Origin of the sequence: Streptomyces sp. NPDC006339, assembly GCF_040612775.1 — a bacterium.
Classification (GTDB): Bacteria; Actinomycetota; Actinomycetes; order Streptomycetales; family Streptomycetaceae; genus Streptomyces.
The window spans coordinates 38,738-55,194 of the sequence record NZ_JBEXQW010000018.1 but is presented as its reverse complement, the minus strand read 5'-3'; the positions used below and the strand labels follow the sequence as shown (position 1 = coordinate 55,194).

General features: G+C 72.7%; 19 protein-coding genes and 1 tRNA gene. 5 read left to right on the top strand and 15 right to left on the bottom strand.

Annotated elements, in window-relative coordinates:
- Positions 1 to 43: 43 nt before the first annotated feature.
- From ABZ135_RS16710 to ABZ135_RS16680, 7 genes are all read right to left on the bottom strand, one after another.
- Positions 44 to 892 carry an RNA polymerase sigma factor SigF gene (locus ABZ135_RS16710; RefSeq protein WP_356696276.1) on the bottom strand — a complete coding sequence of 283 codons (849 nt, stop codon included), beginning with the start codon at positions 890 to 892 and terminating at the stop codon, positions 44 to 46.
- 234 nt (positions 893 to 1,126) lie between these two features.
- Complete coding sequence (locus ABZ135_RS16705; protein WP_356696274.1) at positions 1,127 to 1,426, bottom strand: Dabb family protein; 300 nt, start codon at positions 1,424 to 1,426, stop codon at positions 1,127 to 1,129.
- 44 nt (positions 1,427 to 1,470) lie between these two features.
- Positions 1,471 to 1,635, bottom strand: a complete 165-nt coding sequence (locus ABZ135_RS16700; protein ID WP_164986384.1) for a hypothetical protein — start codon at positions 1,633 to 1,635, stop codon at positions 1,471 to 1,473.
- Positions 1,636 to 1,995: 360 nt separating this feature from the next.
- A tRNA-Ser gene (locus tag ABZ135_RS16695) sits at positions 1,996 to 2,080 on the bottom strand.
- A 104-nt stretch (positions 2,081 to 2,184) separates the two neighbouring features.
- Positions 2,185 to 2,613: a tRNA adenosine(34) deaminase TadA gene (tadA, locus tag ABZ135_RS16690; RefSeq protein WP_356696423.1), complete on the bottom strand. Its 429-nt coding sequence runs from the start codon at positions 2,611 to 2,613 to the stop codon at positions 2,185 to 2,187.
- Between the two features lie 146 nt (positions 2,614 to 2,759).
- Entirely contained in the window at positions 2,760 to 3,299 is a 540-nt protein-coding gene (locus ABZ135_RS16685; RefSeq protein ID WP_356696272.1) for a hypothetical protein, read from the bottom strand.
- A 320-nt stretch (positions 3,300 to 3,619) separates the two neighbouring features.
- Positions 3,620 to 3,844 (bottom strand): hypothetical protein, encoded by a 225-nt coding sequence (locus ABZ135_RS16680; protein WP_356696270.1) that lies wholly within the window; start codon positions 3,842 to 3,844, stop codon positions 3,620 to 3,622.
- A gap of 95 nt (positions 3,845 to 3,939) precedes the next feature.
- Between ABZ135_RS16680 and upp the strand changes: the two genes are divergently transcribed.
- Positions 3,940 to 4,575, top strand: coding sequence for a uracil phosphoribosyltransferase (gene upp, locus ABZ135_RS16675; protein ID WP_356696268.1), 636 nt, complete (start codon positions 3,940 to 3,942; stop codon positions 4,573 to 4,575).
- Between the two features lie 93 nt (positions 4,576 to 4,668).
- Here upp and ABZ135_RS16670 read toward each other — a convergent pair whose 3' ends face one another.
- Together ABZ135_RS16670 and ABZ135_RS16665 are read right to left on the bottom strand one after the other, a co-directional pair.
- The gene (locus ABZ135_RS16670) at positions 4,669 to 5,298 is read right to left on the bottom strand and encodes a LytR C-terminal domain-containing protein (RefSeq protein WP_356696266.1); all 630 of its coding nucleotides are present in this window, start codon (positions 5,296 to 5,298) and stop codon (positions 4,669 to 4,671) included.
- Positions 5,299 to 5,421: 123 nt separating this feature from the next.
- Entirely contained in the window at positions 5,422 to 5,718 is a 297-nt protein-coding gene (locus tag ABZ135_RS16665; protein WP_003999914.1) for a type II toxin-antitoxin system VapB family antitoxin, read from the bottom strand.
- A 106-nt stretch (positions 5,719 to 5,824) separates the two neighbouring features.
- Between ABZ135_RS16665 and ABZ135_RS16660 the strand changes: the two genes are divergently transcribed.
- Entirely contained in the window at positions 5,825 to 7,525 is a 1,701-nt protein-coding gene (locus ABZ135_RS16660) for a helicase HerA-like domain-containing protein (protein WP_356696264.1), read from the top strand.
- Here ABZ135_RS16660 and ABZ135_RS16655 read toward each other — a convergent pair whose 3' ends face one another.
- The 4 genes from ABZ135_RS16655 to ABZ135_RS16640 form a co-directional block, all read right to left on the bottom strand.
- Complete coding sequence (locus tag ABZ135_RS16655; protein ID WP_356696262.1) at positions 7,526 to 9,079, bottom strand: M28 family metallopeptidase; 1,554 nt, start codon at positions 9,077 to 9,079, stop codon at positions 7,526 to 7,528. It abuts the gene before it with no gap.
- 115 nt (positions 9,080 to 9,194) lie between these two features.
- The gene (locus ABZ135_RS16650) at positions 9,195 to 9,806 is read right to left on the bottom strand and encodes an HhH-GPD-type base excision DNA repair protein (RefSeq protein ID WP_356696260.1); all 612 of its coding nucleotides are present in this window, start codon (positions 9,804 to 9,806) and stop codon (positions 9,195 to 9,197) included.
- A gap of 41 nt (positions 9,807 to 9,847) precedes the next feature.
- Positions 9,848 to 10,882, bottom strand: a complete 1,035-nt coding sequence (pip, locus tag ABZ135_RS16645; protein ID WP_356696258.1) for a prolyl aminopeptidase — start codon at positions 10,880 to 10,882, stop codon at positions 9,848 to 9,850.
- A gap of 10 nt (positions 10,883 to 10,892) precedes the next feature.
- On the bottom strand, positions 10,893 to 11,486 hold the full coding sequence (locus tag ABZ135_RS16640; RefSeq protein WP_356696256.1) for an alpha/beta hydrolase: 594 nt from the start codon (positions 11,484 to 11,486) through the stop codon (positions 10,893 to 10,895).
- 51 nt (positions 11,487 to 11,537) lie between these two features.
- Between ABZ135_RS16640 and ABZ135_RS16635 the strand changes: the two genes are divergently transcribed.
- Positions 11,538 to 12,644 carry an erythromycin esterase family protein gene (locus tag ABZ135_RS16635; protein WP_356696254.1) on the top strand — a complete coding sequence of 369 codons (1,107 nt, stop codon included), beginning with the start codon at positions 11,538 to 11,540 and terminating at the stop codon, positions 12,642 to 12,644.
- On the opposite strand, the gene ABZ135_RS16630 is transcribed toward ABZ135_RS16635, so the two are convergent.
- A complete protein-coding gene (locus ABZ135_RS16630) occupies positions 12,619 to 13,314 on the bottom strand; it encodes a TetR/AcrR family transcriptional regulator (protein WP_356696252.1) in 696 nt (231 codons plus the stop codon). The genes ABZ135_RS16635 and ABZ135_RS16630 overlap by 26 nt on opposite strands.
- Before the next feature lie 133 nt (positions 13,315 to 13,447).
- On the opposite strand from ABZ135_RS16630, the gene wrbA reads away from it, so the two are divergent.
- Complete coding sequence (gene wrbA / locus ABZ135_RS16625) at positions 13,448 to 14,059, top strand: NAD(P)H:quinone oxidoreductase (RefSeq protein WP_356696250.1); 612 nt, start codon at positions 13,448 to 13,450, stop codon at positions 14,057 to 14,059.
- A 98-nt stretch (positions 14,060 to 14,157) separates the two neighbouring features.
- On the opposite strand, the gene ABZ135_RS16620 is transcribed toward wrbA, so the two are convergent.
- A complete protein-coding gene (locus tag ABZ135_RS16620) occupies positions 14,158 to 14,916 on the bottom strand; it encodes a TetR/AcrR family transcriptional regulator (RefSeq protein WP_356696248.1) in 759 nt (252 codons plus the stop codon).
- Between the two features lie 69 nt (positions 14,917 to 14,985).
- Here ABZ135_RS16620 and ABZ135_RS16615 point away from each other — a divergent pair, with 69 nt between their 5' ends.
- Complete coding sequence (locus ABZ135_RS16615) at positions 14,986 to 16,443, top strand: MFS transporter (RefSeq protein WP_356696246.1); 1,458 nt, start codon at positions 14,986 to 14,988, stop codon at positions 16,441 to 16,443.
- Positions 16,444 to 16,457 lie beyond the last annotated feature (14 nt).

Genomic DNA, 16,457 nt, shown 5'->3' with positions numbered 1-16,457 from the left:
TGGGACGGCTGAAAACTGCTCCGAACCGGTCTACCCGATCCGGTTACGCCTCGATCCGATTTGCGGATCTCAGACGGGCGAAGCTCCGGGCGAGGAGCCTTGACACGTGCATCTGGGAGACCCCGAGCTCCTGACTGATCTGGGACTGCGTCAGGTTGCTGTAGTAACGGAGCATCAGGATCCGCTGCTCGCGCTCGGGAAGCTGGACGAGCAGATGCCGTACGAGATCGCGGTGCTCGACGCCGGCGAGCGCGGGGTCCTCGTAGCCGAGCCGGTCGAGCAGACCGGGCAGTCCGTCGCCCTCCTGGGCCGCCTCCAGGGAGGTGGCGTGGTAGGAGCGGCCGGCCTCGATGCAGGCCAGCACCTCGTCCTCGCCGATCTTGAGGCGTTCGGCGATCTCGGCGGTGGTCGGCGAGCGGCCGTGCGCGGTGGTCAGGTCCTCGGTGGCGCCGTTGACCTGCACCCACAACTCGTGGAGGCGGCGGGGGACGTGCACGGTGCGGACGTTGTCGCGGAAGTAGCGCTTGATCTCGCCCACGACGGTCGGCATGGCGAAGGTCGGGAACTGCACGCCCCGGTCGGGGTCGAAGCGGTCGATGGCGTTGATCAGGCCGATCGTGCCGACCTGGACGACGTCCTCCATCGGCTCGTTGCGGCTGCGGAAGCGGGCGGCGGCGTAGCGCACGAGGGGGAGGTTGGCCTCGATCAGGGCCCCGCGCACGCGGTGGTGCTCGGGGGTGCCCGGCTCCAGGTTCTTGAGTTGGGCGAAGAGCACCTGGGTGAGGGCGCGGGTGTCGGCGCCGCGGGTGCTCTGGGGGCGGGGGCGGGGCGTGTCCGGGGTGGTCCCGGCCTCGTTCTGGGGCGGGACCTGAGGCGCTGTACTGGCCGGCACGTTCACGCCACCCCTTCTCGTCAACTTCGGTCGACTCATCCGTCAAAAGCGGTCATAGCATCACAAGACATGTCCACTGTGTGCAAGCACCGCATAACTACGTGTTGAGGGGGAAGTTGGGCAGCAAAAACCCCGGGGCCTGCGCTTTCATGGCGCGCGACCCCGGGGCGAAGTCGGTCGGAAGCCGATCGGAAGCCGGGTGGAAGCCGATCGGAAGCCGGGTCGACCGGGGGCTCAGCCCTGGAACTCGTAGTCGGCGATCACCCACGTGGCGAACTCGCGCCACTGGGCGACGCCCGCCTGGTGGGCCGGGTGGTCCAGGTAGCGCTGGAGGGCGTCCTTGTCCTCGACGGCCGAGTTGATGGCGAAGTCGTACGCGATCGGACGGTCCGTGATGTTCCAGTCGCACTCCCAGAACCGCAGCTCCGGGATCTGCGAACCGAGCGCGCGGAACGCCTCCACGCCGGCGACCACACGGGGGTCGTCGCGCCGCACGCCGTCGTTGAGCTTGAAGAGGACCAGATGGCGGATCACGGCGGTACTCCCGGAAGTCCTGGTCGTCCTAGGCGCGTTTCGTCCTAGTTGACGAGTTCGGTCATGAACTGGCCGACGCCTTGAGCGGCGCTCGATATGCCCTCGAACCCTACCTGGACGAGATCCGCCGCCCGGGCGGGGGACGTGATGATCGTGTACAGCACGAAGACCACGACCGCGTAGAGCGCGATCTTCTTCGCCTGCGCCATGCCTCTGCCCTCCCCGGCCCGCCTCGGCCCTCCCCGGTCGCGTGAGTCTAACCGAGCCTTTATGGACCAAGGGCCCGGCGATCGGGGTCTTTTGCCACCCCCCGTAAGGGTGACGGGCGAGCAGGATGGAGGGCGAGCCCGGCGGATCTGGCAGGAATCCGCGGGGCGGTGGAACCGGCCCTCACTGCGGGGTCCGCGCCGCGAGCTTCCCCCCTGACCGCGGCGCAGGACCGGCAGGACCGGTTCTCATCGGGGGGAGCGGCTTGTCCCCCCGATGCCGCTCCCCCCGTCCAACCGTCCACACCCCTCCGGCAGACGCAGAAGAAGGCCCGGTGCATCGCACCGGGCCTTCTCTCTGAGCGGTAGCGGAGGGATTTGAACCCTCGGTGAGTTTCCCCACACTCGCTTTCGAGGCGAGCTCCTTCGGCCGCTCGGACACGCTACCGAGAGAGAGCTTAGCCCAAAGGTGCCCGTGGACTGAAATCCGTATTGCCGTGCAGGTCAGCGGTCGTGTCAGCCGGCGTGACAGCCCCCGTGTCAGCGATCGTGTCAGCGGTCGCGGAAGAAGCGGGTCAACTGGCGGGAGCACTCCTCTTCGAGGACGCCGTGGATCACCTCGGGCCGGTGGTTGAGCCGGCGGTCGCGGACGAGGTCCCAGAGGGAGCCGGTCGCGCCCGCCTTCTCGTCGAAGGCGCCGAACACCACCCGTTCGACCCGCGCCTGTACGAGCGCGCCCGCGCACATCACGCAGGGCTCGAGGGTCACGACGAGCGTGCAGCCGGTCAGCCGCCATGCGCCGGTCGCGGCGGCGGCCCGGCGCAGGGCGAGCACCTCGGCGTGGGCGGTGGGGTCGCCGGTCGCCTCCCGCTCGTTGTGGCCGCGGGCGAGGACCGTGCCGTCCGGGCCGAGAACGACCGCGCCGACCGGTACGTCACCGGCCGGCACGGCCTCGTCCGCCTCGGCGAGGGCCAGCCGCATCGGCTCCCGCCAGGGATCCCGTACGGGATCGGGTGCGTGATTCCGTACGGGATCGGGTCCGGGTCCGGGATCGGGGTCGGGGTCGGGATGGGGATAGGGATCGGGGGTGGGACCGGACGGGTCCGGTCCCCGTACGGCGAGGGGCACTAGCGCACGGTCTCCAGGATGTCCGAGGCGCCGATCGCGTCCGCGATCTCCCCGAGGGCGTCGGCGTCGGCCCGGAGGGCGAGGAGCTGCTTCTCGGTCAGGCCGAGGTCGGCCAGGACCTGCCCGTCGCCGAGCGGTCCCGCCGGCGGGATGCCGGCCGCGGCCACGACGTCGTCCTCCTCGTCCTCGACCGTCTCCGGCTCACCGTCCTCGGTGCCGTCCAGGTCGACCAGCTCGTCCAGGTCGTCGTCCCGGTCGTCGTCGCCGAGGAGCTCCGAGGTGAGGATCTCCCCGTACGAGGAACGGGCCGCGGCGGCCGCGTTGGAGACGAAGATCCGGGGGTCGTCCTCACCGTCCACGCGGACGACGCCGAACCACTCCTCCTCCTGCTCGATGAAGACGATCACCGTGTCCCCGTCGTCGGCTGCGGACTCGCGGGCCAGATCGGCCAGGTCCGCCAGCGTCTCCACATTGTCGAGCTCTGTATCGCTCGCTTCCCACCCGTCTTCGGTGCGCGCGAGCAGTGCGGCGAAGTACACCTGACTCTCCCACTGATCAGAGGTGTGATGATCCGGCGGCGCGCTCCTGATGCCCCGCCCAATCGGCATCGTGACAGAAACCCGGCCGTCAGGAGAGGTCTTCGGCTGTTGCGTCGTGCATCAGTCTGAACGACACCGCGATCGGGCGGGCGTGCGACCCCGGCGCACACAGGGGGCGCACAACCGGGAGGGGGCCGGAGCCCCTCGGCCGTACGGCGCCGGTCACCACCGGCGGGTCACCACGGGAGGATCACCACCGGCGGGTCACCACCGGCGGGTCACCACCGGCGGGTCACCACCGGCGGGTCACCACCGGCGGGTCACCACCGGAAGGTCCGCATGCGCATCGCCTGCCGCATCCGGGCCGCCCGGGCGCGCCGCGGCTGGACGCGGTCGCGCAGCGCCTTGGCCTCGTTCAGTTCGCGCAGGAACTGCGCGCGGCGCCTGCGGCGCTCCGCGTCGGTCTCCTGCTCCTCGCGGCCCTGGCGGGGCGCCTCGACTGCCGAGGTCACCTCGCCGGGCGTCTTGTCCAGGTCGTCGGGCATAGGCCACACCACCCCATGACTGGGTCGTCCCTGTGTCCTGTCCCCACCTTCCCTCCACGGCGTGGGTTGACGCCAGTCCCGGCTACTGTTGAGGCATGCGTCTCCACGTCGTCGATCACCCGCTGGTCGCCCACAAGCTCACCACGCTGCGCGACAAGCGCACGGACTCCCCGACCTTCCGCCGGCTCGCCGACGAGCTGGTCACGTTGCTCGCCTACGAGGCGACCAGGGACGTGCGCACCGAGCAGGTCGACATCGAGACCCCCGTCACGCCGACGACCGGCGTGAAGCTGTCGTACCCGCGGCCGCTGGTGGTCCCGATCCTGCGGGCCGGTCTCGGCATGCTCGACGGCATGGTGCGGCTGCTCCCGACGGCCGAGGTCGGCTTCCTCGGCATGATCCGCAACGAGGAGACGCTGGAGGCGTCGACCTACGCCACGCGGATGCCGGAGGACCTGTCCGGCCGCCAGGTGTACGTCCTGGACCCGATGCTCGCGACCGGCGGCACGCTGGTGGCGGCGATCCAGGAGCTGATCAAGCGCGGTGCGGACGACGTGACCGCGGTCGTGCTGCTCGCCGCCCCGGAGGGCGTCGCGATCATGGAGCGCGAGCTGGCGGGCACGCCGGTGACGGTCGTGACCGCCTCGGTCGACGAGCGGCTCAACGAGCACGGCTACATCGTGCCGGGCCTGGGCGACGCGGGCGACCGCATGTACGGCACGGCGGAGTAGTCCTCCGCCGCGGCCGCCCGGCACGGCGGCCACCACACCCCGTACGCCCCCGCTTTCCGGCCCCCGATCTCCGGGCCTCCGGGCCTCCCGGGCTCAGCAGCGGGCCGGGACCGGCTTCGGCTTGTTGAGCGCGATCAGCGCCGCGTCCGCCGCCGCCTTCGGGTCGAGCGCCTTGAAGGCCGTACCGATGATCAGGTCGACGTCCGCCGTGGTGCGGGCGTCGACCTTCGTCGTGGCGCCCTTGAGCTGCGTACCGAGGACGGAGAACGCGCCCTTGGAGGCCCCGGGGGCGCCGAGCCACAGGCCGGTGCCGGGGACCTTCTTGTCGTAGGCGGCGGGGGCGTTCCCGACCTTCCCGATGACGAAGCCCCGCTTCTTCAGCTCGTCGGCGGTCGACTTCGCGAGGCCGCTGCGCGGGGTCGCGTTGTAGACGTTCACCGTGATCTGGGCGGGCTTGGGGAGCGCGGCGGCGGGCTGCCCGGTCGGCTTCGGGGCCGGCTTGCAGTCGCCGCGTCTGCCGGCGGCCGTGGTCGTCTTCCCGTCGCCGCCCGAGAAGACGTCGACGAGCTGGAACGTTCCCCAGCCGGCCGCGCCGAGCACGAGCACGGCGGCCGCGGCCCCGAGGACGATCCTGCGCCGGCGGTGGGGGCGGCGCATGCGCGGGTAGACATCCCCCGTGATGCGGTACTTTCCGCCCATTCCGGGGGGAGTGAGCATGCTCATGAGCGCAGCGTAATGCCGCCCGTGGACGATGCCTACTGGATGATCATGTGATCGCGTCCGGATGGGCGTGAAAGGGCCCCGAAAGGATCACGGGAGGCCCCGGAGGGGTTTCGGACCCCGGAGTCAGTCGAGTTCCAGCACGCGGGCGTGCAGCACCTGGCGCTGCTGGAGCGCGGCACGGACCGCGCGGTGCAGTCCGTCCTCCAGGTAGAGATCGCCCTGCCACTTCACGACGTGCGCGAAGAGGTCGCCGTAGAAGGTCGAGTCCTCGGCGAGCAGGGTCTCCAGGTCGAGCTGGCCCTTGGTCGTCACGAGCTGATCGAGGCGGACCGGGCGCGGTGCCACGTCCGCCCACTGCCGGGTGCTTTCCCGGCCGTGGTCGGGATACGGCCGGCCGTTTCCGATGCGCTTGAAGATCACACGGAAAGCCTACCGGTCAAGCGGCTCCCGGCGCAGCCACGCGGGCCCGGTGCGATGCTGGGTCAAACCGGTGTCAATCGGTACGCAACCGGGACAGGGGTCCGTCATGAGTGTGAGCGAGCAGCCGTCGGCCGCCCCTGCGGCGGAGCCCTGGGCGGAGATCGCCGCGGGTTACGCCTTCGACGGACCGGCACTCGATCTGGGGGCCCTGCTCTGGGACGGCGCCTGTCACCCGGACGCGCGGATCCGCGTCCCGCTGCCGATGCTCAACCGGCACGGTCTGGTCGCCGGCGCGACCGGCACCGGCAAGACCAAGACGCTGCAGTTGATCGCCGAGCAGTTGTCCGCGCAGGGCGTGCCCGTCTTCCTCGCCGACATCAAGGGCGACGTCTCCGGCATCTCGGCGCCCGGCGAGGACGGGCCGAAGGTGCGCGAGCGGGCCGGGCAGGTGGGCCAGGAGTGGACGGCGAAGGGCTTTCCCTGCGAGTTCTACGGGCTGGGCGACACCGGGCTCGCCGGCGGCGGGGCCACCGGCACCGGCACCGGGCCCACCGGCACCGGTGCGACCGCCCACGGCGCCGGCATCCCCATCCGGGCCACCGTCACCGGCTTCGGCCCCTTGCTGCTGTCGAAGGTGCTCCGGCTCAACCGGACCCAGGAGGAGTCGCTCGGCCTGATCTTCCACTACGCGGACGGCAAGGGCCTGGAGCTGGTCGATCTGAAGGACCTGCGGGCGGTGGTGGCCTTCCTCGTCTCGGATGCCGGCAAGCCCGAGCTGAAGGGGATCGGCGGTCTGTCGACGGCGACGGCCGGGGTGATCCTGCGGGCGATCACCGCCTTGGAGCAGCAGGGCGCGGGCGGCTTCTTCGGGGAGCCGGAGTTCGACACGGCCGAGTTCCTGCGCACCGCGCCCGACGGGCGCGGCATCGTCTCCGTACTGGAGCTGCCGGCCGTCCAGGACAGGCCGCAGCTCTTCTCCACCTTCCTGATGTGGCTGCTCGCGGATCTGTACGGCGGTCTGCCGGAGGTCGGCGACCTCGACAAGCCCAAGCTGGTCTTCTTCTTCGACGAGGCGCACCTGCTCTTCAGCGGGGCGTCGAAGGCGTTCCTGGAGTCGATCACGCAGACGGTGCGGCTCATCCGTTCCAAGGGGGTCGGGGTCTTCTTCGTGACCCAGACGCCGAAGGACGTGCCGGCGGACGTGCTCGCCCAGCTCGGCAACCGGGTCCAGCACGCGCTGCGCGCGTTCACTCCGGACGACGCGAAGGCGCTGAAGGCGACCGTGCGGACCTTCCCGAAGTCGGCGTACGACCTGGAGGAGGTCCTGACCGGGCTCGGCACCGGCGAGGCGGTGATCACCGTCCTGAGCGAGAAGGGCGCCCCGACGCCGGTGGCGGCGACCCGGCTGCGGGCGCCGGAGTCGCTGATGGGCCCGGTCCCGGCGGCCGATCTGGCGGCGGCGGTGCGGGGCTCGGCGCTGTACGGGCGGTACGCGGAGGCGGTGGACCGCGAGTCGGCGTACGAGAGGCTGACGGCCGAGCAGCGGGCGGCGGAGGAGGCGGCGGAGCGGGCCGCGGCGCAGGAGGCGGCCGGGCGGGCCGCCGAGAAGCGGGCCGAGGCGGGCGAGGCGGGTGAGGCGGGCGAGGTGCGGGAACGGGAGAGGGCTCCCCGCCGGAAGGAGGAGCCCTCGCTCGCCGAACAGGTCGTCGGCAGTGGTCTGTTCAGGTCCCTGGCGCGGTCGATCGGCACCCAGCTCGGCCGGGAGATCTCCCGCTCGGTCTTCGGGACGGCCCGCCGCAGGCGGTGACTACTCGGTGACCTCGTGGTGGTCCTCGTGCAGGCCGCCGCCGCTACCCGCGTCGCCGGTGGTCGGGACGGACACGACCGGCTTCTTCAGGGAGCTGATGTCGTGGGCGTAGGTGCCGACGGCGTTGGCGATGACGTCGATGTTGATGTCGAACGCGGTCATGTCGATGTTGCGGATGTCGTCGCCCTTGGCGTGGTAGTTCACGTCGTACGCGACCCCCGCCTCACCACCGAACTTCGCCGCCTGGCCGGCGGTCTTGATGCCCTCGGCGCCGGTGAAGGTGCCGCCGGAGGGGATGCCGACGGCGATGAACGGGCCGTAGTCGGAGCGGCCGGTGAAGTCCGTGCCCTCGTGCGGGAGCCCGCGCCGGTCGAGGAACTCGTTGATGTCGCGCTCGAGCTGCGCGGAGCCCTCGGGGCCGGCGCCCTCGCCGACGGCGTCGGAGTTGTCGCCGTCGTAGACGAAGAGCCCGTAGTTCGGCGAGGCGATCATGTCGAAGTTCAGGTAGAGCTTGATCTCCTTCTTGCCGAGCTCCGACAGGTTGTTCACGTAGTGCCGGGAGCCGACGAGGCCGTTCTCCTCGGCGGACCACCACGCGAAGCGGACCTTGTTGCGGACCTTGTCCTTCGACGCGGCGAGCTCCAGGGCGGCCTGGAGGAGGCCGGCGGAGCCGGAGCCGTTGTCGTTGATGCCGGGGCCGGCGGTCACGGAGTCGAGGTGGGAGCCGAGCACCACGGTGTTGGCGGCGTTGCCGCCCTTGGTCTCCGCGATGACGTTGTTGGTGGTCCGCTTCTCCTGGAACTGGCGGATCTCGAAGGAGAGGTTCACCGGGCCCTTGGCGAGGTCGGCGAGCAGCTTCTCGCCCTCGGCCTGGCTGATGCCGCCGGTCGGGATCTTGCCGGCGGCCGGGTCGCTGAGGGTGCCGGAGAGGATGCCGTCGGCGTTGTTGAAGACGATCGCGCCGGCGGCGCCGGCCGCGGCGGCGTTCTGCTGCTTGACGGCGAAGGAGCAGCCGCCGCGCTTGATCAGGGCGACCTTGCCGGTGAAGGTGCCGGAGGCGAAGTCGCCCGGCTCGCAGCCGGAGGTGCCGTCGGCGTCGACCGGGACGGCGGCGAGATCGGCCTTGATGCCGCCGACCGGGGTCGAGGGGGTGTAGGTCATCGCACGTATCGGGAGGTCGCGCGGGGCGGGGGAGAGGACGGCGACCTTCTCGGCGAGGGTCTCGGTGTAGACGAAGTCGAACTTCTGGTAGGTGACGGCGTAGCCGGCCTTCTTGAGCTGCGCGTACACGTACGCGGCCGAGGCGTCGTGCCCGAGGGTGCCGGCCGCGCGGTGACCGCCGGCCGAGTCGGCTATCGCCTGGAACTTCTGCAGGTGCTTGTAGGCGTCCTGCGCGGACGTCTCGCGGACCAGCTTCCTCGCCAGCTTGGCGGCGTCACGGGCCTGCGCGGCCCCGGGGTCGGGGGTGGCGGTGGCGGGCGCGGCGAGCACCAGCGGGGTGGCGAGTGCGGCGGCGGCCAGAACGGCGGCGGCTCTGCGCTGGGTTGCGTTCACAGAAGTCCTTCCCGAGACGTACGAGGTTGAGGGGAAGTTAGCGATCGCCGGGCGCGTCTGGGAACACATCTCGCACAATTCCTGTCGGCTTGAACAGGATTGACATCAGGCGTTGTCAATTCTTGGTCGTTTTGCCGGCTTTCTCGGCTTTGGCGGCCTTCGCGGCGGCCTTCATCTCCTGCTTGTGGGCGCGGACCTTCGCCAGGGACTCGGGGCCGGTGATGTCGGCCGCCGAGCGGTAGCAGTTCTCCTCGCCGTACGCGCCCGCCGCCTCCCGCCAGCCCTCCGGCCGCACCCCGTACCGCTTGCCGAGCAGCGCCAGGAAGATCTGCGCCTTCTGCTTCCCGAAGCCGGGGAGGGCCTCCAGCCGGGCGAGGAGCTCCTTCCCGGTCGCCGCGTCCGACCAGACGGCCTCGGCGTCGCCGCCGTACTCGTCCACGAGGAACCGGCACAACTGCTGCACCCGCTGGGCCATCGACCCCGGATAGCGGTGCACGGCCGGTTTCTCGGAGAGCAGCGCGGCGAACGCCTCCGGGTCCTGGGAGGCGATCTCGTGCGCGTCGAGGTCGTCGCGGCCCAGGCGGGTCGCGATCGTGTACGGGCCGGAGAACGCCCACTCCATCGGGACCTGCTGGTCGAGCAGCATGCCGACCAGGGCGGCGAGCGGGGAGCGGCCGAGGAGGGCGTCGGCCTCCGGCTGCTGGGCGAGGTGGATCTCGGGGCTCATGTATCGATGATCCCGCCGGGGCGGGCGCGTCGCCCGGTGGCTCACCCTTTCGCGGCGCCCTCCCGTGCGAAGCGGGCGAGGGCGGCCATGATGAGACGCCTCGTCTCGTCGCCGCCGAGGTGGCCGGCGCTCTCCACCACGTGCAGTTCGGCGTCCGGCCAGGCGCGGGACAGCTCCCAGGCGGTGATCAGCGGGCCGCCCATGTCGAGCCGGCCGTGGATCAGCACGCCCGGGATCCCGGCGAGCCGGTGGGCGTCCCGGATCAGGGCGCCCTCCTCCAGGAAGGCGCCGTGGGCGAAGTAGTGCGAGCAGATCCGGACGAAGCCGAGGCGGGCGTCGTCGACCCGGTCGGTGTACGGGGTGCCCTGGCCCTCCGGCGACAGGACGGCGTCCTCCCAGGCGCACCAGTCGGCCGCCGCTTTCTCGCGTACGGCGCGGTCGGGGTGGTTCATCCGCGCCGCGTACGCCCCGACCAGGTCCTCCGCGTGGTCGACGCCGGCCCGGAACCGCTCGTGCGCCTCCGGGAAGAAGCGGCCGACCCCCTCGTACAGCCAGGCCGTCTCGGAGCGGCGGGTGGTGGTCACGGACGGGATGACGATCTCGGTGACCCGCTCGGGGTGCGCCTCCGCGTAGGCCAGGATCAGCGTGGAGCCCCAGGACCCGCCGTACAGCAGCCAGCGGTCGATGCCCAGGTGGGTGCGGAGCAGCTCCATGTCGGCGACCAGGTGGGCGGTGGTGTTCACCGTCATGTCGGTGGCCGGGGCGCTCGCGTGCGGGGTCGAGCGGCCGCAGCCGCGCTGGTCGAAGAGGACGACCCGGTAGACCGCCGGGTCGAACAGCCGGGGCGCGCCCGGCGAGGACCCGGAGCCGGGGCCGCCGTGCACGACGAGCGCGGGCCGGCCGGCCGGGTTGCCGTAGGCGGACCAGTGGACGCGGTTGCCGTCGCCGACGTCGAGCATGCCCTCGTCGTACGGCGCGGTGGCGGGGAAACGGTCGGGGACGTGGTCGGGGAGACGGTCGGGGACGTGGTCGGCGAAACGGTCGGGGACGTGGTCGGGGTGGGGCGCGGGGCTCATCCGGCCGACGCTAGTGGCCGCCGGTCACCCGCGTCGCCGGGTTTTCGCACCAGGCGAGCACGGAGGGCCAGGGCCCGTAGCCGCCGTGCTCGGGGTTGAGGTGCCCGCCGCCCGGGACGTGGTCCATGTCGAGCCCGAGCGGGACGCCGTAGTGCGTGTCGGCGCCCTCGGGGCAGTACGGGTCGCCGTCCCCGTAGACCAGCCGGGCCCGCAGCCCGCGCTCGGTCAGGTCGAGGCCGTCGGCGAAGGCGGCGATCTCGGGGATGGACGCGGTCACGCCCGGCGAGGGCGGCGCGACGAGCAGCACCCGGTCGGCCGCGGGCCGCCGCGCGCCCGCGCGCAGCCACAGCAGCACGGACAGGCTGTGCGCCAGCACGACGAACTCCCCGCCGTCCCCGCCTTCTCGGCCCTCTCCGCCCGCGGGCGGCTTCCCGTGCTCCTCCAGCGCGTCCAGCCACTCCGCCAACCTCGGCGCGTCCGCCTCCGGCAACTGCGGATACCGCACCTCGTGCCCGCGCTCCCGCAGCTCCCCGGCGAGCCAGTGCTGCCAGTGACCGGGCGGGCGGTGGTTCTGGAACCCGTGCAGGATGAGGTAGGTGTTCACCCCACCGATCTTGGGGGCGGGCGGGGGCGGGGTCCAGAGTAGTTTCGAGGGATGGACGGTTTACGGGGTCTGAGTGAGTTCGGTGCGGCGCTGGCCGGCGTCCGCCTGGTCGGTCTGGGCGAATCGACGCACGGTACGGCGGAGTTCTTCCGCCTCAAGCACCGGCTGGTGGAGTACCTGGTCACGGAGCACGGCTTCCGCACCTTCGCGATGGAGGCGAGCGCCTCGGCCGCGCCCGCGGTGGACGCGTACGTACGGGGCCGGGGCGGGGCCGCGGAGGGGGCCGCCGTCCTCGCCGGGCTCGGTTTCTGGACGTGGCGCACCCGCGAGGTCCTGGACCTGCTCGAGTGGCTGAGGGCCTACAACCGCGGACGGGCGCCGGCCGAACAGGTCGGCTTCGCGGGGATCGACCCGCAGCGGTGCGGGGCGTCGGTGGCGCACTTCGGGGACCGGGCGGGGGCGCTCGCGGTGCTGGCGGAGGCGCATCCGGGTGCCCTGCCGGAGCGTCGGGCCGAGCTGACGCAGGCCGCGCGGGCACTGGCCGACGGCCTCTCCGCCCCGGAGGACGTCCGCCACGCGCGGATCCTGACGCGGGCGGCGGACGTGGTCACGCGGCCGCGGCCGGACGTGTTCGGCGTACGGGACGGGTACATGGCGGACGCGGTCGACGAACTGCTCGCCGCCACGGACGCGGGCATCGCACTGTGGGCCCACAACGGCCATGTGGCCGTGCGGGAGGGCGGGATGGGCGGCCGGCTGCGGGAACGGCACGGCTCCGCGTACTACGCGCTCGGCCTCTTCTTCGGCGAGGGCGCCTTCCGGGCGCGCCGGATGTGGCCGGGGCCGTGGGGACCCCGTACGAAGCGCCCGTCGCCGGTCGCCGTCAACCGCGTCGGCCCGCCGCCGCCCGGTTCGCTGGAGGCCCTGCTCGCCGACCGGGGCGAGCACGTCCGCGACCTGCGGGGCGCCGAGGAGCCCTGGCACCGGGAGTCGCTGGGATCCCGCTCGTACGGCGCGTACGTGGCGCGGCTGGTCTACCGCCGGAACGTCATGCCGACGGTGCCGGGGGAGGAGTACGACGGTCTGGCGTACGTCCCGGTGTCGACGCCGTCGGTGCCGCTCCGGGTACGGCCTAGGGGCTCTCGGGGCGCTGCTTGAGGCTGAGCAACTGCCGTACGCCGGCCTTCAGGTCCTCGGCCGAGAGGTGCTGGTCCTGGGAGAGGTGGTGCATCAGGCTCGGGGAGAACGGGGCCAGGAGGAGGTGGGCGAGGAGGGGGGCGTTGGTGGTGGGGCGGGCGTGGGAGATCAGCAGGGTCACGTGGGTGTGCATCGCGAGGTACGCACCGCTGGTGTAGCGCGCGGTGGGCGCGGCGGTCTGGGCGGCGAGGAGGATCTCGCGCTGCTCGACGACCCGGTCGACGAGCGCGTCGAGGAAGGCGTCCAGCCGTTCCGCCGCCGGCGCGCCCGGGCCCAGCGGCGGCGGGCCGCTGAGGTACGCCTCCTGGAACTGGCGCTCCCGGTCGTCGAGGAGCGCCCACAGCAACTGGGAGACGTCGCCGAAGCGGCGGTAGACCGTGCCGACGCCGATGCCGCTGGCGTGGGCCACCTGGTTCATGGTGACGGCCTCGGGCCCGTCCTCGGCGACGATCCGGGCGGCGGCGTCGAGGATCTTGCGGCGGTTGCGGGCGGCGTCGGCCCGCTCGGGGGCCGGGCCGCCGACCGTCGGCAGCAGGCTGAGCAGGGGCGTGGGCGCCGGTGCGGGCGCGTCGACCGGCTGGTCACCGCTGTCGCCACCGGTCCCGGACCGCCGTTTCCTCGTGTCGCTCATCCGCCGTCACCCGCCTCTCGCGCCTCCCCCTCCTGACCCGAGCATACCCGCCCCCCTTGCTAACCGGATAGATGTCCGCTTAGCCTGTCCACCGTTGAAGCGGAAAGTAATCCGGTTTTCGGGAGGGCTCGTCATGTCCGTCAAGGTCGCCGTCATCTACTACTCGGCCACGGGGAACGTCCACCAGCTCGCCCAGGCCGTCGCCGAGGGCGCCGAGAAGGCCGGCGCCGAGGTCCGGCTCCGCCGGGTGCCCGAGCTCGCCCCGGACGCGGCCATCGACTCCAACCCGGCCTGGCGCGCCCACGTCGACGCCACCGCCGGCGCGGTCGAGGTCGCCACCCTCGACGACCTGGAGTGGGCGGACGCGTACGCGCTCGGCTCGCCGACCCGCTTCGGCAACGTCGCCGCCCAGTTGAAGCAGTTCATCGACACCTCCGGCGGCCTGTGGAACCAGGGCGTGATGGCCGACAAGCCCGCCACCGCCTTCACCAGCGCGTACAACCCGCACGGCGGCAACGAGTCGACGCTGCTCGCCCTCTACAACACCTTCCACCACTGGGGCTCGGTCATCGTCTCGCCCGGCTTCACCGACCAGACCGTGTACGCCGCGGGCGGCAACCCCTACGGCACCGCCCACCCCGGCGCCAACGGCGCCCCGGCGGAGAACGTCCTCGCCGCCGCCCGCTACCAGGGCGAGCGCCTCACCAGGATCGCCAAGCGTCTGAAGGGCCTCGTGGTCGACTGACCCCGCCCCGGGCGGAGTTCGACCGCCAACACCGTGGCCCCCGGCGTCGTCCTGCCGGGGGCCACGGTGCGTGTGTCTGTGGGAAGGGCGGGGGTGGATCACCCCGGAGACGCGTCGTAACGGCGCAGGAACATCTCCACGCCGTCGACGAGGAGCCGCTCGCTCAGGTCGTCACCGAGCTCCGCCCCCTGCTGCTCGAAGACCATCTGCGGAAAGATCAGCAGCGAGTAGAGCTGGAGGACGGCGACCTCCAGGTCGGGAATCTCCAGGAGCCCCCGGTCCGCGAGGGTCCGCAGGGCGTCGGCGACGGCCGGGTGGTGGCCGGCCGGGCCGTGCGCGCGCCAGGCGCGGCCCAGTTCGGGGAAGCGGTGGGCCTCGGTGGCGACGAGGGTGCGCAGGGCGCGGCCCTCCTCGTCGGCACGTACGGCCAGGAGCCAGGCCCGGCCGGTCTCGGTGAGCGCGGCCTTGAGATCGGCCGGGTCGGTCGCCGCGGCGAGGCGGGCGAGGTCGGGGCCCCCGGTCCGGCCGCCGGTCCGGCCCCCGGTCCGGCCCCCGGTTCGGCCGCCGTTCATCTCCTCGTCCCCGCTCCCGTCGTCGGCACCGCCTCCCGGCTCGCCGAGGGGCCGGCCGAGGGGCTCGTCGAGAGCGCCGGCCACGACGGCCGTGAAGAGGGCCTCCTTGCTGCCGAAGTGGTTGTAGACGGTCACCTTCGAGACGCCCGCCTCGGCGGCGATCGCGTCCATGCCGACCCCGAAGCCCTCGCGGAGGAAGAGGGCGCGGGCGGCCCGCACGATGGCCTGGCGTTTGCGGGCGGCGCGGGGCCCGGTGGGTGCGGTCTTCGTGACGTCGGCCTTCATGGCCCCAGCGTACCCGCGTAACTGAACTGAACCGTTGAGTTCATGTGTACTGTGCCGTACAGTTCAGTTATGACGGCCCACCCGGACGCTCACGTCCCCTCCCCCAGCCATGCCCCCGGCCACGCTCCAGGCCCTGCCCCCGGTCCCGCTCTCCCCGGCCGCTGGACGGCCCTCGCGCTGCTCTGCGCGGCGCAGTTCATGCTGGTTCTCGACGTCACCGTCGTGAACGTGGCGCTGCCCGCCATCGACGAGGACCTCGACCTGGGCCGTACCGCCCTGACCTGGGTCGTCACCGCGTACACCCTCTGCTTCGGCGGCCTGATGCTCCTCGGCGGCCGGCTCTCCGACGCCCTCGGCGCCCGCCGCCTGCTCCTCGCCGGCCTCGCCCTCTTCACCGCCGCGTCCCTGCTCTGCGGCCTCGCGCCGAACGCGGGCCTGCTCATCGGCGGCCGGATCGCCCAGGGCGTCGGCGCGGCGCTGCTCTCCCCGGCCGCGCTCGCGCTCCTCACCCTGCTCTTCCACGGCCCCGAACGGCCCCGCGCGCTCGGCGTCTGGGCCGCCGTCGGCGGCACCGGATCCGCGGTCGGAGTCCTGCTCGGCGGCGCGCTCACCGACGGCCCCGGCTGGTCCTGGATCTTCTTCCTCAACGTGCCCGTCGGCCTGGCCCTGCTGGCCGCCCTGCCCCGGATCCTGCCCGCCACGGCGCCCCGCCCCGCCCGGCTCGACGTCCCCGGCGCGCTGCTCGTCACCGCCGCGACCGGCTCCCTCGTCTACGGCCTGGTCCGCGCCGGCGACACCGGCTGGACCTCCGCCGCCGCCCTGCTCCCGCTGCTCGCGGCGCTCGTTCTCTACGGGCTGTTCGCGGCGGTCGAGAAGGCCGCCGCCGCACCGCTCATGGACCCGCGCATGCTCACCCGGCGCCCGGTCGTCGCGGGCGCCCTGCTCATGCTGGTCGCCACCGGCCTGCTGATCTCCTTCTTCTTCCTCGGCTCGGCCCTGCTCCAGCACGTCCACCACCTCTCCGCCCTGCGCACCGGCCTCCTCTTCCTCCCGGTCGCCCTCGCCACCGTCATCGGGGCCCACCTCGCCTCCCGCCTGATCGGCACCGTCGGCCCCCGGCCCCTCGCCACCGCCGGCGCGGCCGTGACCGCCCTCGCCCTGCTCCCCCTCGCCCTCCTCCCGGCCGACGCCGGCCCCTGGAGCACCCTCCTGCCGGCCCTCTCCGTCGCCGCCCTGGGCCTCGGCGCGGTCTTCGTCACCGCCACCACCACCGCCCTCGGCCTGACCGCCCCTCACGAGGCCGGTCTCGCCTCCGGCATCGTCAACACCAGCCACGAACTCGGCGGCACCCTCGGCGTCGCCGCCGTCTCCACCCTCGCCGCCCCCGCCCTCGAAGGCCCCGACCCCACCACCTTCACCGGCGCCTTCACCCTCCTCGCCACCACGGCCGCCCTCACGGCCCTCCTCGCCCCCGCCCTCATCCCCCAGGGCACCCCCCATCTGACGGGCGGCCCGCACGCCCACTGAGCACGTTCCACCGC

Coding starts and splice junctions, on each gene's coding strand:
- ABZ135_RS16700 (WP_164986384.1), bottom strand. CDS start 1,635: ATGGCGCAGGCGAAGAAGATCGCGCTCTACGCGGTCGTGGTCTTCGTG.
- tadA (WP_356696423.1), bottom strand. CDS start 2,613: ATGCGGCTGGCCCTCGCCGAGGCGGACGAGGCCGTGCCGGCCGGTGAC.
- ABZ135_RS16680 (WP_356696270.1), bottom strand. CDS start 3,844: ATGCCCGACGACCTGGACAAGACGCCCGGCGAGGTGACCTCGGCAGTC.
- upp (WP_356696268.1), top strand. CDS start 3,940: ATGCGTCTCCACGTCGTCGATCACCCGCTGGTCGCCCACAAGCTCACC.
- ABZ135_RS16670 (WP_356696266.1), bottom strand. CDS start 5,298: ATGAGCATGCTCACTCCCCCCGGAATGGGCGGAAAGTACCGCATCACG.
- ABZ135_RS16660 (WP_356696264.1), top strand. CDS start 5,825: ATGAGTGTGAGCGAGCAGCCGTCGGCCGCCCCTGCGGCGGAGCCCTGG.
- ABZ135_RS16650 (WP_356696260.1), bottom strand. CDS start 9,806: ATGAGCCCCGAGATCCACCTCGCCCAGCAGCCGGAGGCCGACGCCCTC.
- pip (WP_356696258.1), bottom strand. CDS start 10,882: ATGAGCCCCGCGCCCCACCCCGACCACGTCCCCGACCGTTTCGCCGAC.
- ABZ135_RS16635 (WP_356696254.1), top strand. CDS start 11,538: ATGGACGGTTTACGGGGTCTGAGTGAGTTCGGTGCGGCGCTGGCCGGC.
- ABZ135_RS16630 (WP_356696252.1), bottom strand. CDS start 13,314: ATGAGCGACACGAGGAAACGGCGGTCCGGGACCGGTGGCGACAGCGGT.
- wrbA (WP_356696250.1), top strand. CDS start 13,448: ATGTCCGTCAAGGTCGCCGTCATCTACTACTCGGCCACGGGGAACGTC.
- ABZ135_RS16620 (WP_356696248.1), bottom strand. CDS start 14,916: ATGAAGGCCGACGTCACGAAGACCGCACCCACCGGGCCCCGCGCCGCC.
- ABZ135_RS16615 (WP_356696246.1), top strand. CDS start 14,986: ATGACGGCCCACCCGGACGCTCACGTCCCCTCCCCCAGCCATGCCCCC.